This window comes from Hahella chejuensis KCTC 2396, from assembly GCF_000012985.1.
GTDB classification, from domain to species: Bacteria; Pseudomonadota; Gammaproteobacteria; order Pseudomonadales; family Oleiphilaceae; genus Hahella; species Hahella chejuensis.
The window spans coordinates 1,952,624-1,967,035 of sequence record NC_007645.1; the positions used below are offsets into that span (position 1 = coordinate 1,952,624).

Below are 14,412 nucleotides of genomic sequence, written 5' to 3' on the forward strand. Positions count from 1 at the left end.
GTCCTCATTGTATTCCCTCTCATACCCGCTCTCCCCAGCCTAATTCTTTCGACAGGCTTGATCCACGCCTAAACTCTATCTAAAGTTCTGATTTCGCTGCGCTTCCTTAACTGGGCCAAAACCTGTGGAAAATTCTGAATTTACAATAGACGCTCAGGGATGGTTGAGTCTGGCGAAGCGAATGCCTTCGCCTAATTTCAATCAACGACCGGCAGATGCGGAAATCAGCCTGTTGGTGATTCACAACATCAGTTTGCCTCCCGCTCAGTTTCGTGGTGAGTACGTTTGTGATTTCTTCCTGAATCGTCTTGACTGCGAGGCCCATCCTTATTTCAGGCAGATCAGTCATTTACAGGTTTCTTCGCATTTGTTCATCCGTCGCGACGGCGAAGTTATTCAGTTTGTGTCGCTGCATGAAAGGGCGTGGCATGCGGGGCGTTCGTCCTGGCTCGGACGGGATAACTGCAACGACTATTCCATTGGCGTTGAGCTGGAAGGCGCGGACGATATTCCCTACGAGGCGATCCAGTATCGGCAGCTGGCGCGCATTGCGAAGGCCGTATGCAAGGCCTTTCCCCTGATAACGGCGGACAGGGTGGTTGGCCACAGCGATATCGCGCCGGACCGTAAAACTGATCCCGGACCTGCGTTTGATTGGCCTAAACTTAGAAAACTGATGTTGAACGAAGAAGGATAATCAAATGAAATTTCTGGTTTTGCTGCTGACGTACATCATGCAGAAGAGGCTGAACCTGACTCTGAGCCGGCGGCACGACCAGTGGGCGAAAAGCTTCCTGACCTTTTTCGAGTTGCGTCTGCCGGTGGTTCGCAACAGTGCGCCTTTCTATCTGCTGATTGCGCTGGCGGCGCCGGCGTTGGCGCTGTTTATCGTTCTGCGTTTGACCGAGGACGTATTCTTCGGGTTTCTGACTTTGTTTGTGCACATTGTCATGTTGTTTCTCTGTCTGGGGTGCGGGTTTCTCAAGCAGTCGATTGACATATATCTGCAGCAGTGGCGGGAAGGGCGTTTTCAGTCGGCCTTTCGGACTTTGGAAGAGGCGGAGATTCACATTGACGACGCCCAGAATATGAGCCCTGCGCAGCTCCACTACGCCGCTTGCTCCCAGTATCTGTATCAAACCTTTGTACGCTATTTCATGGTGATTTTCTGGTATATGGCGATAGGGCCTGTCGGGGCGCTGCTTGCCAGGCTGGCTCACGTCGCTGGGCGCGATCCCTCCGTCTATGTGCCGCAGCAGATGACTACCGTATACAAGGCGCTGGAATGGATTCCGTCCCGATTGCTGGCGTTGAGCTTTGCGCTGGCGGGCAACTTCGGCGGCGCCATTAAACATTCCGCCAATGACATGATCGATCCTCATGCTGATGCTTTTACCGTCTTGCGCAAGGCGGCTGGCGGCGCGGTGGAAATTTATCCGCTGGCGGCGCCCAGCGAAAGGGAGGGGCAGGATGTGGCTCTGGAAGTGAAACAAATGTGCGCGATTAGAGATTTGCTGAATCGCGCCATGATTATCTGGTTTATTCTAATCGCGTTGCTGACGGTGGCGGGACATATGGGGTAAAAGGCCCCGTGCAAGAAGCGCTTACCCCGTGTAGGGCGTAAGCGTCGGCTCAAGTTCTCTGAGCAGCTCGCCCAGGCTGGCGGCGAGAGTGCGTTGCGGCGGCCGGCCGGCTTCTTCCAGGTAGACTTCGCCGGAGTGATTATCCACCGTGACGATACGGTCGTCAGCAGTAAGCCCGATGAAAAAGGTTAGCCCCTGACGTCGCTTGCTTTTCTGAAAGGCGTGGCCCAATAGGTTTTCACGCAGGGTTTCCATGTCATCTTCATTCCATAGTTGAATCAGACTGATTTCTCCAAACGGACTTGAGCACCAAAGGCCGTCGCTCCAATAGCTGCCGTAAAACGCAGTGATGGAAGGATGAATGGCGACTTCCAGGCCTTGCTCCAACCCGTCGAAAAGAGTGAAGTCCATGTGCGGCCTGGGCGTCCAGTAGAAAACGCCGGCTTCTTCATCGACATGCTCCACGCAGGGAGAGTCCAGCATGTAGCGGGTGTCTTCATTGAGCGGAATGCAGGGACGTTGTCGCGACGAAGAGTGGTGGCGCTCGATAAACGTATTGGTCAGCTCGCTAAGGCGCGCAGTAACTTCATGTTGGCCCATATAACCTTTCTATCCACTATAACCTTTCTAAAGATGCGTTAATTTACAAAAAGCATGCGAAAGAATGCAGGAGTCGTCAGTATCCTGCAAGTTCCTCCCAATATTTAAGCTAAACTTTGCAGAAAGGAAGCACTGATAAAAATACGGATAAACCTTAGCGGCGGGCAATGGGCGTCGAAATGCGGCCATTAATAAGCCCTTCCTTTTAGAAGAGGGCGGAGAGGTGATCGAGTGAGGCGGATTCTCTGGCCTGCTATCAGGCTCATGAACCAGTTGAAACTGGTCTACAAATTTTTGCTGATCAGCATTCTGTTTTTACTTCCGATAATTGCGTTAGGTTACAGTCTGGTCAGTCAGCTCTATGACGACGTCAGGCAAATCGAACATGAAGTCGAAGGCATGGCGGTCATTAAACAGTCCGCTGAGCTGTTAAAGTTGGCGCAACAGTATCGGGACTATCGCAGCGTGGCGAAGCTGCGGCAAGCGCCTGAACTGGAGCGGCGCACGATGGAAATCCGTTCCTCTATCGATAACGTTTTGGCGAACTTGGACGCTGCGGAGTTAAACTTCGACGTCAATCATGACTTGCGCAAGCAACTGGATGAACTCACTGTCTCCTGGCGCAGCCTGATTCAGGGGGATGAAAACCAGATGTCGCTTGATCCGCAGATTACCTACTTCAGTTCCTTTGTCAGCAAAGTCGAAAGCTTTCTCAGCAGCGCAACGCAGGTTTCCGGCGTGGCGCAGGACTTGTCGCGCGAAGTACAGTTTTTAATGAAATTGTCAGACGGACAGATCATTCGCGCCAGCAATGTGATGGCGCGCGCTCGCGCCAGCGGCGTCTACGCGGCGCTGGAAGGGCAGGTGGGATTTGACGTGGGAGATGTGCTGAACAAAATTTTCGACAACTTGACCGCCCTCGGCGACAGCTTTTCCAATCAGTTGGAAGTCACGCTTAACGCCAGTCCGATAATCCGCGATAGGTTGGGAGCGGAGGCGCAAAGCATTGGTAATGTCATCATTGAGACACGAGATTATCTGGATCAAAACATCGTCACGCCCGTGGCGCCTGAAATTGAGTGGCCCGTGTTCGACAAGGCGCTGACTGCGAACATTGGTGCGCTGTTGCAATTCAACGACCATATTTACAATCTGACGGAAACCATTCTGGATCAGCGTTTACAGGAGCGCGAGACCGCCATGCTGGGGATTTTTCTGATGCAGGGCGTTCTGTTACTGATCATCGTCTACTTGTACATGGGCTTCTTTGTGTCGGTGAAATCCACCATTGAGCGTTTTTCCGTCGGCGCCAGAAAAGTATCCGACGGAGATCTGACTGCGCGTTTAGAGCTGGATAACCGGGATGAAATGGGCGATCTGACTCGCGCTTTCAATCACATGACAGAGAAAGTGCACACCCTTATGACCAACTTGGTGGCGACGGCGGGCAGCGTTGACCAGCAGGCGCGCCGGGTCAATGCGGTGGCGGTGTCGAGCAGCGAAGCCTCTGAAAAACAGATGCAGGAAACCCGGCAGATTTCTGAATCGATGCATCAGATGGTGGGCACGGTTGCAGAGGTGGCGGGCAGTGCGCAGAGTGTTGAAGACGCGGCCCATCAGGCGGACACTGAGGCGTCCAAAGGTAAGCAGGTGGTGGATGCGACATTGCAGACGATCAGTCGCTTATCAGGGGAGATTGCCGACTCAGTCGAAACCATCAACCGTGTAGCGCGGGACTCCCAGAATATTTCTCAGGTGCTGGTGGAAATCAAGGCGATTGCGGAGCAAACCAACCTGCTCGCTTTGAACGCAGCGATTGAGGCGGCTCGGGCTGGTGAGCAGGGACGCGGCTTCGCCGTGGTGGCGGACGAAGTGCGGACTTTGTCTCAGCGTACTCAGAAGTCCACGGAAGAAATCGAAACCATGATTTCGCAGTTGCAGACCGGCGTTAAGGAGGCGGTGAATGCGATGCAAAGCAGTCGCTCAGTGACGGACGCCACGGTGGCGCAATCCCAGGACGTGGCTGCGGCCCTGGATCATATCGTGGCGGCCATCGCCAGCATTGTGGATATGAGTCATCAGATTTCCCAGGCTGCGGAAGAGCAGGCCGCCGTGGCCAAGACCATTGATGAAAATGTCGGCCATATCACTGGGCTGGGGCGGGAGACCGCGGAGAACGCCAAGGAAACCTTGGCGTCAAGTCGTGAGCTGTCCGCGCTTACAGGAGCTCTTCACGATCTCCTGGGTGGGTTCAAAATATAGTGCGCTATGCTTCCCACTTGGTTTGGACCCACAATATTTCTTCGCCGCCGTTGCGTCGAGCCAGTGCCCGCGCAGCGACGAAGAGGTAGTCAGAGAGGCGGTTCAGGTAGCCTTGCAGGCAAGGGTTTAGCTGTTCTTGCTGCGCCAGGCTGACTACGGTGCGTTCCGCGCGGCGACAGATGCTGCGCGCCATATGGCAGTGACTGGCGGCGCGGTCGCCTCCCGGCAGGATGAAATTCTTCAGAGGCGGCAATTCCTCATTTATCTGATCCAGCCATTCCTCCAGCCGTGAAATGTGTTTATCGATGATAATGATGTGGCCGGGGATGGACAGCTCGCCGCCCAGGTCAAACAAGTCATTCTGAATGCTTTGTAATTGGGCGTGAAGCGGATCGTCCTGCGTCAGTTCGCAGATGACCACTCCCAGTACACTGTTAGTTTCGTCGACGGCGCCCATCGCCTCCACCCGCAGCGCATTCTTGGCGATGCGTTCGCCGTTACCCAGTCCGGTCGTGCCTTTATCCCCTGTGCGAGTGTAAATCTTGGAAAGTCTGTGGCCCATATATCCCCCTTGGATGAAATTACTGTGGTCTATGCACTCTGCCCTGAGTGATCGCTCAGAGCGTGAACGCCTGCGGTCAGCTCGCTGTTGACGGGGTGAGGCTGTCCGTGTGCGTCCGCATAATCGCAAATGAATCCGTTGATGGCGTTGATTTCCGTCTGTCTGCCGGCGCGAACGTCCTGCAGCATGGATGAGATATTATTCGCAGTGCCCTGGGCGACTGCGACGATTCGCGCTTTAACGTTGGCGGCGGGCTCGCCATATCCCGCCACGAATAGCATTGCCGACAGCTCCTCGCATAACGCGTCGATACGTTGCTGGAAATAAGCATGTTCAAGAATGTCGCCATTGCGGCAATTCAAAATGACGGTAAATGGGTTAACGCCGCAATTGACGCTTAGCTTGCGCCAAAGCTGCGCGCGAATATCCTTTGTCGTTTCGCTGCTAAACCCGGCTTCTCGTAACAGATCGACCAGGCGCTGAGCCTCTTGAAAAGGGGCGTTGGCGGAGAGGGGACCAACCCAGGTCTGGCCATGGCCAGCGTGGACAATACGCCCATCTTCCGGCCGATTCGCGCCTTCTGTGGTGGAGGCGGCGTAAACCGCCATGTCGGCGTACTCCTGTGCGATCTGCATCTGGCTGCCCATGCCGTTTTGCCACAGCAGAATACGACTTGCCGGAGTGAGGCGATGTCTGATCGAGTCCAGGGCGTTGAGAGCGGAGTAACTCTTGGTGGTGAGGAAAAGAGTGGATATCGGCTCGGCCGCGTCAGCCGTCTCCCAGTCAAACCGCCATGACTGGCGCTCCCCGGCTAGGTCCAGGGTTAGAGGAAGGCGTTTGTCATCAGTGTTGGATTGAGGGTAGGGAGGGCTGCGCAGAATCATGCGCACATCGACAAATGGGGAGAGCCGGCAGGCCAGTAGGCCTCCCAGCGATCCATTCCCCAGTATATGTATCCGGTGTCGCATACCGGTATGTCCTTGGTGAGTCAGTCGCCGCCTTTTGATCTGCGAGAGTTAAATCGACTCAATGCGGGAGACTTGCTCACGCAATTGAGTCAGCGCAGTTTCTACTTCCGCCAATTTCTCTTTCTCTTTCGCTACAACGGCTTCTGGCGCCTTGCTGACAAAGCTTTCGTTGCCCAGCTTGCCTTGCAGTCGCTGCTGTTCTTTCAGAAGCTTGTCGATTTCCTTGCCCAGGCGAGCCAGCTCGGCTTCTTTGTCGATCAAGCCCGCCATGGGCACCAGCACCTGCATGGCTCCAACCAGTTGTGTAGCGGACATGGGCGCTTCTTCGTCCGCCGCCAGCCAGCGAATGGATTCCAGCTTGGCCAGTTTCATCAGAAACGACTGATTGGCCTGCAGGCGCGCTCTGTCGCTGTCGTCGCCTTGCGCAAGAATGACGTTGATGGCTTTGGCGGGAGAGATGTCCATCTCGCCGCGAATATTACGCACGGCCAGAATGGCGCCTTTCAGCCATTCGATAGAGGCGGCCGCTTCCTGGTCTATACGGGAGGCGTCCGCTACCGGGTACGGCTGCTGCATAATGGTGGGGCCGGATTTGCCGGCGAGCTCTTTCACCTTCTGCCAGATTTCTTCAGTGATGTAAGGCATGAACGGATGCGCCATGCGCAGCGCGGTTTCCAGAACGCGGACCAGTGTGCGACGAGTGCCGCGCTTGAGTTCGGCGGAAGCGGCGTCGTCCCACAGCACCGGCTTGGACAGCTCCAGGTACCAGTCGCAGTATTCGTTCCAGATAAACTCGTAAATAGCTTGGGAGGCCTGGTCGAAGCGGAAGGCGGCGACCGCTTTCTCCACTTGCTGCTCCGTTTCCTGCAGGCGGGAGATGATCCAGCGCTCCGCCAGACCCAACTCGTAACTTTCGTTATTCTGACCGCAATCCTGACCTTCGGTATTCATCAGCACGTAGCGCGCTGCGTTCCAGATCTTGTTGCAGAAATTACGGTAGCCCTCGATACGGCCTACGTCGAATTTAATGTCGCGACCCGTCGACGCCAGGGAGCAGAAGGTAAAGCGCAGGGCGTCGGTGCCGTAAGAGGCGATGCCCTCGCCGAATTCGCTGCGAGTGGCTTTCTCGATTTTGGGGGCGTCCTGAGGGCGCATCAAACCAGTGGTGCGTTTAGTCACCAATGACTCCAGCTCAATGCCGTCAATCAGGTCGATGGGGTCAAGCACGTTGCCTTTGGACTTGGACATTTTGGCGCCTTGGGAATCCCGCACCAAACCGTGTACGTAAACGGTCTTGAAGGGAACCTGAGACTTGCCGTCCTCGTCTTTGATGAAGTGCATGGTCATCATGATCATGCGCGCCACCCAGAAGAAAATAATGTCGAAACCGGTCACCAGCACAGAAGTGGGGTGATAGGTTTGCAGCTCGCGGGTATTCTCCGGCCAGCCCAACGTGCCGAACGTCCACAGCGCGGAGGAAAACCAAGTGTCCAGAACGTCTTCGTCCTGACGCAACGCGACGCTGGCGTCGATGCTGTATTTGCTGCGCACTTCCTCTTCATTGCGGGCGACGTATACATTGCCCTGGTCGTCATACCAGGCGGGAATGCGATGGCCCCACCACAACTGACGGGAAATACACCAATCCTGCAGGTCGCGCATCCAGGCGAAATACATGTTTTCGTACTGTTTTGGCACGAACTGAATATTGCCGTCTTCAACAGCTTTGATGGCGGGCTCCGCCAGGGCCTTCACCGCCACGAACCACTGATCGGTCAGGTAAGGTTCGATCACGACGCCGGAACGGTCGCCGCGAGGCGCTTTCAGAGCATGGTCTTTGATTTCTTCCAGGTAACCCTGCGCGTCGAAGTCGGCGACGATCTTCTTGCGCGCTTCGTAGCGGTCCAAACCGGGATAGCCGGCAGGGATCGCCGCTTGCATTTCCAGATTGGCCGTGCCGTCGCTGTTCACCACTTCGCCTTCTTCGCGGATGCTGGCGTCGATGGTGAATACGTTGATCATCGGCAATTGATTGCGCTTGCCCACTTCGTAGTCGTTGAAATCGTGAGCAGGCGTGATTTTTACACAGCCGGTGCCGAATTCCATGTCCACATAACTGTCAGCGATAATCGGGATTTCGCGGTTAACTACCGGTAGAATTACGGACTTGCCGACCAGGTCGCGGTAACGATCGTCTTCAGGGTTAACGGCTACGGCGGTGTCGCCCAGCATGGTTTCAGGACGCGTCGTTGCGACAACCAGATAGTCTTTGCCGTCTGCGGTTTTTACGCCGTTGGCCAAGGGATAGCGGAAGTGCCACAGCTTGCCTTTCTCATCTTCGGAGATAACTTCAAGGTCGGAAATGGCTGTGTGCAATTTCGGGTCCCAGTTAACCAGACGCTTGCCGCGGTAAATAAGCTTGTCGTCATGCAAGCGCACGAATACTTCCTGCACCGCTTTGTAGAAGCCTTCGTCCATGGTGAAGCGTTCGCGGGACCAGTCCACGGAAGCGCCCATGCGACGCAACTGTCGTGTAATCGTGCCGCCAGATTCTGCTTTCCACTCCCAGACTTTCTTAAGAAAGGCTTCTCGGCCCAGATCATGGCGGGTCTTATCTTCTTCCGCCGCCAGTTTACGCTCGACCACCATTTGAGTGGCGATGCCAGCGTGGTCTGTTCCAACCTGCCACAAGGTGTCGCGGCCCTGCATACGATAATAGCGAGTCAGGGCGTCCATGATGGTGTCCTGGAAAGCATGCCCCATGTGCAGACTGCCGGTGACATTGGGCGGAGGGATCATGATGCTGAAGGGCTCGCCCTGCTGGCTGGGTTTGAAGAAGCCTTGTTCTTCCCAAAAGGCGTACCACTGACTTTCAATCTGGCCGGGTTGGTAGGTTTTTTCCATCATGACGTATATGTATTCGTTTCGCTCAGGTGCTTGATTCTAGGATCTAAGAATAATAGCCGAAAGAGGCCGCTAAATGGGCGTCTGCAACAGGTGAACGCACGGGTGCGGAATAGTGGGTGCTAGCGCTGATCAGACGGCCCTGGAAAAGGCCGCATTATACACACCCATGGGATCTTCTGATAGCCGCATGGGCGCATATCGGGCCGCGCCGCATCCCGCAGCGTGGCCGTTATCGGAGGGGATGCTCAGCTTATTTGGATAAGTTGAGGCTGTTCATATGACGGATGACCTCGGCGCGGACCCTTTGCTCGATCTGCGGCATGTACTCCGCCACCACTTTCTGTGTCGTGAGGTGGACGATCCGCTCCAGATCTTTGGTTTCTTTCAAAACCGAACTGGCGGCGGCGTGCGTGCTTTGTTTCTTGAAAAAGGCCTCAAACTCCTTCTGAAACTCCATGCGCTCCAGCGCCAGCTTTTCCAAGTGCTCATAGGGCAAGAATGGATTATTGCCCCGCAGACTGGTCGGTTTTACGTCAACCTGTCCGTTCGCGGGTGTCATCTCCATACTTTCACACTCCTTGCTAAGTTGCGTTTGGGGTTGATTGTTCTGAACTTCGGTAAGGCCGGGATGGGAAGAAGCCAGCTCCGAGTCATCAATCACTATTTCATCCAACAAGGGAATGAGATCACTTTCACTGTCAGCTACAGGAGAACTCATCGGTTATATTCCTCGTAAATCCCAAGTTTCAATTGTAGTTATTAATCAGGCTCCGATTAATTTAATTATTATTTAGACCTCTTTGGGTCTTTGTGGAAACGATGACTTACTCGTCGCCGAGAAATGACTCCCGTTTCCTACTCAATATTTAAGCAGATTCGATGTTATAAGTCTGCAACTCGAAGCCTAATTGTTTATACAGTTTATACACTTTTCTGGATTTCGCACGGGCGCCAGGATCGCCGGTTACGAGCTCTATCACTCTGTCCGCCTTGTCTGGCGGGGCTTCCGTGAGATTTATAACAACTTCGGTGGAAATTGTTTCCGGCAGGCGGGTGCATAAAAAAACTGGTATGTCGGAAGAGGGGGGTTCAGGTTCAATACTATGTGGAATAAAGCTTTCCGGCCGAAAGGAATATAATAAATCGTCCAAATGTTCTAGTTCTTTTGAGTCTTTGCATAGGATATATATCCGATGTCCTAATCGATATATCTTTTCGCAAAGTCTACAAAGATAAAAGTCCCTTTGTGCAATGTCGCCGGAAGAAAGCAGATGGAAGTCGGCTTTTGGCATGTAATGTATATAATTAATCGGAATAATTAAATAACCATGGTATCCGAATCGAATACCATGGTCTGTGACAGGGATCGCTTTATATGTGTCGCAATCAGCCTTTAACTTGACCCAACAGATACTCGGTCAGCAACGGCACCGGACGGCCGGAAGCGCCTTTGTCTTTACCTGATGTCCAGGCGACGCCGGCGATATCCAGGTGAGCCCAGCGGTACTTTTTGGTGAAGCGGGACAGGAAGCAGGCGGCGGTAATAGTGCCGGCGGGGCGGCCGCCAATGTTCTGCATGTCTGCGAAGTTGCTGTCCAGCTGGGTCTGGTACTCGTCCCACAGCGGCAGACGCCAGGCTCTGTCGCCTGTGCTCTCGCCGGCGGCGAGCAGTGCGTCAGCCAGCTTGTCGTCGTTGGCCAGCAGACCGGTGGCGTGATTGCCCAGCGCGATAATGCAGGCGCCGGTCAGGGTGGCGATATCCACGACAGTCTCTGGCTTGAAGCGTTCGCAGTAAGTGAGGGCGTCGCACAATACCAGACGGCCTTCGGCGTCCGTGTTGAGAATTTCCACTGTCTGGCCGGACATGGTAGTGACGATGTCGCCAGGCTTGGTGGCTTTGCCGCTGGGCATGTTTTCCGCGGCAGCGATGACGCCGACCACATTGACCGGGGCTTTCATTTCCGCCAGCGCCAGAAGCGTACCAAATACGCTGGCGGCGCCGCACATGTCGTATTTCATTTCATCCATGCCTTCGCCGGGCTTCAGGCTGATGCCGCCACTGTCGAAAGTGATGCCTTTGCCCACCAGCACATGGTTCTTTTGTTTGTCGTCGCCGCCTTTGTACTCGATGACGATCAGACGGGCCGGTTGGTCGCTGCCGGCTGAAACGGAGAGGAAAGAGCCCATGCCCAATTCTTTCATCTCTTTTTCACCCAGGGCTTCCGCCTTCAGGGATTTGTACTCTTTGGCGAGCGCTTTGGCTTGTTTGGCCAGGTAGTCGGGGGTGCAGACATTGCCGGGCAGGTTGCCCAGGTCTTTGGTCAGGCTCATGCCCTTGGCGACAGCGCTAGCTTTGGCGATAGCGGCCTCGATGGCGCTTTTGTCGCGCTTGTCGCCAGCGACTTTGACCTGGCTGACTTTGGTCGGCGTGGCCTTCTCGCTTTTCATGTTGTCGAAGGTGTAGCAAGCGGACTCCAGTGCGATCACCAGTTGTTCCGTCGCCCAGCCGGCTTTCAACGAATTCAGGGTCAAGCTGGACAGTGCGACCACTGCATTGGCGGCTCCGCTCTTGCTCAGGCTTTGCATGACGGATTTGGCTGCTTTACGGAAGCCGGCTTCGCTCAATTCTTTCTCTTTACCCAGACCGACGAATAAAAGACGTTTGACGCCGCCTTCCTGCGGATAAAACCAGCTGGTGGTCGCTAACTTGGAAGAGATGTCGCCAGAAGAGAGCAGCTTACCCAGAACGCCTTTGCACTGTTGGTCGAGTTCTGTCCAGACTGCCGACTGGGTTTTGCCTTCGACAACGCCGACCACAAGGCAGTCGCTTTTTTGTTTTATCGGGTCGGTGGAAAGAGCGGAATAATTCATAGTGGTTGCGAATCCTCTTAACCTAAATTCATTGGGCTTTGTTCTCCATGCCGGACCAGCGTCCGCTTGATGGAAGGCGCCGGAGGCTTTCCCTGGGGCGCCGAAGAAGTCTCATGCGGTGCGGAAGCGTCGCCCGCCGTTGCAAGGGGCAATCTATATGAGACCTATCCTATACGCAATCAAGTCTACGTTAAGGCTATGAAATTTGCATGTGAGTCTGGTATCTTGCGTCACTTTGACGCGCGCTCAAAAACGCTGCGCCGCTTAACCCTTCCTGACGCGCCGTTCCGCGCGCTTCGGTTGATATTGCGGAAGAACGTAAATAGGTAATTTCGTTGTTTATTATCCTTCGTTATCTGTCCAGGCAGTTACTGGTCAGCATGCTCGCTGTCGCGGGTGTGCTGCTGCTTATCTTTATGAGTGGACGGTTTATCAAGTATCTGGCCGACGCCGCCCAAGGCAAGCTGTCAGCGGATGTGTTGTTCGCCATCATGGGGTATCGCCTGCCGGGTTTCCTGGAACTGATTCTGCCGCTGGGTCTTTTTATTGGCATCCTGCTCGCATATGGCCGGATGTATCTGGAAAGCGAAATGACGGTGCTGTTCGCCTGCGGCATGAATCGTTTCCAGCTTATCAAGCTGACGATGGTTTCCGCTCTCCTGGTGATGTTGGTGGTTGGCGCGATGAGCCTTTACGTCAGCCCCTGGGGCTTGCGCCAAGTGGATGAAATTTTTTCAGATCAATCCAAAATCACGGAGTTCGAATTGCTGGCGCCGGGTCGCTTCCAAAGCCTGCGTTCAGGAGAGCGGGTGACCTACACCGAGGGACTGAGCAGCGACAAGCGGGAAATGCAGAATGTATTTATCGCGGAGCGGGACTCAGAAAGTGGCAGCATCTCAGTGCTGGCCGCCAAGCGGGGCACGCAGCTGGTCGACCCTAGCACCGGCAGCCGCTTTGTGGTTCTGCATGAAGGCGCCCGTTATCAAGGGCGGCCGGGAGAAATGGATTACCGCGTTATTGAATATGACGCTTACGGCATCAAGATCGCTGAACCTGACGCAGAAGCGGAGAAGACCCGGGATGAAGCCAAGCCCACCAGTGAGCTGTGGCGCTCTGACAATCCTAAGGACAGGGCTTTGCTGCAATGGCGTATTTCTATTCCTTTATTAGTCCCTATCGTTGCGTTGCTGGCGATTCCTCTCAGTCGGGTGAATCCCAGGCAGGGACGTTTCTTTCACTTACTTCCCGCCATGTTGATTTACATCACCTACTTAGGGCTGCTGATAGCCAGTCGCAAGAGTCTTGAGAAAGAGCGCATCAGCGAGTGGATAGGAATGTGGTGGGTGCATGGAACCTTTCTGGCGATCGCGCTGGTGTTGATGTTCGGCCCTGACTGGCGGCAGAAGAGGAGAGCGGCCCGTGCGCAGAATTGATCGTTACATTGTCGCCACTGTCGCCTCCGCCATGCTGCTGGTGCTGCTGGTGGTGTTGTCTCTGGATCTGGTGTTCGCGTTCATTGCTGAAATGGACGAATTGAAGAACGACTACCAGACCTTGCAGGCGATGAAGTACATCATTTTCACCGTGCCCAGGCGCATTTATGATTATTTGCCGCTGGCCGCTTTTATTGGCTGTCTGGTGGGGCTGGGCGTGTTGGCCAACAACAGTGAGCTGACGGTCATTCGCGCCGCCGGCGTTTCTGTGGTGCGGGTTGTGTGGTCGACGATGAAGCCTGCTTTGGCTGTGGTGGTGGTTGGCATCCTGGTGGGCGAGTTTGTCGCTCCACAAACTGAGCGTATTGCGCAGACGCAAAAAGCATTGGAGCAGGGCGCGGCGGAGAACGTGGCTTCTTCCGCCGGTATGTGGCGGCGTGAAGGCAATGTGTTTATGCACTTCAATGCGGTGGAGCCGAAAGGCGTGCTGCATGGCGTGAGTTTGTTTGAGTTCAATGACGAGCGACGCATGGTGCGCTCCACCTTCGCCAAGCGTGCGATTTATCAGGGCGACCACTGGTTATTGCAGGACATTGAACGCACCGAGATCAAAGACGACGGCAGCCATGTTCAGACATTCGATTCCCTGCGCTGGAATGTCAGCTTATCTCCCAGCATTCTGGAAGTGCTGATCATCAAGCCTGAATATTTGTCTATCAAAGGTCTCTATACCTACGCCAACTATCAGGAGGAGCAGGGGCTGGACGCTAACTCTTATCTGATGGCGTTCTGGAAGAAGGTGCTGCAGCCGGTGGCGACTTCTGTGCTGGTGCTGGTGGCGATCTCCTTCATATTTGGGCCGCTGCGCTCGGTCACCATGGGCTTCCGGGTATTCTGCGGCATTATTATCGGCCTGTTGTTCAAGTACATGCAGGACCTGCTGGGGCCGGCGAGTCTGGTATTCGGCTTCAATCCTGTGATTGCGACGCTGGCGCCGATCTGCATATGCGCGCTGCTGGGCGTTGTGTTATTGCGTCGAGTGCGCTAGCGCTCGGCCACTCTTACTTGTAATCCCTCCTCAACAGGCGCCGGATATAACCGGCGCAGTGCACTATTTCAAAATCCGTCTAAGCTAAAGAATAAAGCCTACTCCGATTACGCTTACATCATTGTTCGCAAAGCGCTTTATCGGCTCCGGCCGAGTATGGCTCAGGGGGCTTCTTCCA

The 14,412-nt window shown here is 54.6% G+C and carries 12 protein-coding genes; 5 read left to right on the forward strand and 7 right to left on the reverse strand.

Annotated features, from left to right (window positions below):
• Window positions 1-124: 124 nt before the first annotated feature.
• Complete coding sequence (gene ampD, locus HCH_RS08710) at window positions 125-697, forward strand: 1,6-anhydro-N-acetylmuramyl-L-alanine amidase AmpD (protein ID WP_011395826.1); 573 nt, start codon at window positions 125-127, stop codon at window positions 695-697.
• Between the two features lie 4 nt (window positions 698-701).
• On the forward strand, window positions 702-1,583 hold the full coding sequence (gene ampE / locus HCH_RS08715; RefSeq protein WP_011395827.1) for a regulatory signaling modulator protein AmpE: 882 nt from the start codon (window positions 702-704) through the stop codon (window positions 1,581-1,583).
• Window positions 1,584-1,604: 21 nt separating this feature from the next.
• Here the strand turns inward: ampE and syd are convergent, their stop codons facing one another.
• On the reverse strand, window positions 1,605-2,183 hold the full coding sequence (gene syd, locus HCH_RS32200; protein ID WP_011395828.1) for a SecY-interacting protein: 579 nt from the start codon (window positions 2,181-2,183) through the stop codon (window positions 1,605-1,607).
• A gap of 264 nt (window positions 2,184-2,447) precedes the next feature.
• Between syd and HCH_RS08725 the strand changes: the two genes are divergently transcribed.
• Window positions 2,448-4,445, forward strand: a complete 1,998-nt coding sequence (locus HCH_RS08725; protein ID WP_049780886.1) for a methyl-accepting chemotaxis protein — start codon at window positions 2,448-2,450, stop codon at window positions 4,443-4,445.
• 4 nt (window positions 4,446-4,449) lie between these two features.
• Here HCH_RS08725 and HCH_RS08730 read toward each other — a convergent pair whose 3' ends face one another.
• The 6 genes from HCH_RS08730 to HCH_RS08755 all read right to left on the reverse strand — a co-directional run bounded on the left by HCH_RS08730 (window position 4,450) and on the right by HCH_RS08755 (window position 11,753).
• Window positions 4,450-5,007, reverse strand: a complete 558-nt coding sequence (locus HCH_RS08730; RefSeq protein WP_011395830.1) for a cob(I)yrinic acid a,c-diamide adenosyltransferase — start codon at window positions 5,005-5,007, stop codon at window positions 4,450-4,452.
• Window positions 5,008-5,036: 29 nt separating this feature from the next.
• Entirely contained in the window at window positions 5,037-5,975 is a 939-nt protein-coding gene (locus HCH_RS08735; RefSeq protein WP_011395831.1) for a putative 2-dehydropantoate 2-reductase, read from the reverse strand.
• A gap of 48 nt (window positions 5,976-6,023) precedes the next feature.
• The gene (locus HCH_RS08740) at window positions 6,024-8,879 is read right to left on the reverse strand and encodes a valine--tRNA ligase (RefSeq protein ID WP_041599371.1); all 2,856 of its coding nucleotides are present in this window, start codon (window positions 8,877-8,879) and stop codon (window positions 6,024-6,026) included.
• A gap of 253 nt (window positions 8,880-9,132) precedes the next feature.
• Window positions 9,133-9,600, reverse strand: a complete 468-nt coding sequence (locus HCH_RS08745) for a hypothetical protein (RefSeq protein WP_011395833.1) — start codon at window positions 9,598-9,600, stop codon at window positions 9,133-9,135.
• A gap of 148 nt (window positions 9,601-9,748) precedes the next feature.
• Entirely contained in the window at window positions 9,749-10,174 is a 426-nt protein-coding gene (locus HCH_RS08750; RefSeq protein ID WP_011395834.1) for a DNA polymerase III subunit chi, read from the reverse strand.
• Between the two features lie 94 nt (window positions 10,175-10,268).
• On the reverse strand, window positions 10,269-11,753 hold the full coding sequence (locus tag HCH_RS08755) for a leucyl aminopeptidase (RefSeq protein ID WP_011395835.1): 1,485 nt from the start codon (window positions 11,751-11,753) through the stop codon (window positions 10,269-10,271).
• A gap of 335 nt (window positions 11,754-12,088) precedes the next feature.
• Between HCH_RS08755 and lptF the strand changes: the two genes are divergently transcribed.
• Both lptF and lptG read left to right on the forward strand, forming a co-directional pair.
• Complete coding sequence (gene lptF / locus HCH_RS08760) at window positions 12,089-13,186, forward strand: LPS export ABC transporter permease LptF (protein WP_011395837.1); 1,098 nt, start codon at window positions 12,089-12,091, stop codon at window positions 13,184-13,186.
• Entirely contained in the window at window positions 13,173-14,234 is a 1,062-nt protein-coding gene (gene lptG, locus HCH_RS08765) for an LPS export ABC transporter permease LptG (RefSeq protein WP_011395838.1), read from the forward strand. The genes lptF and lptG overlap by 14 nt, the downstream gene beginning before the upstream one ends.
• The last annotated feature ends 178 nt before the right edge of the window (window positions 14,235-14,412 follow it).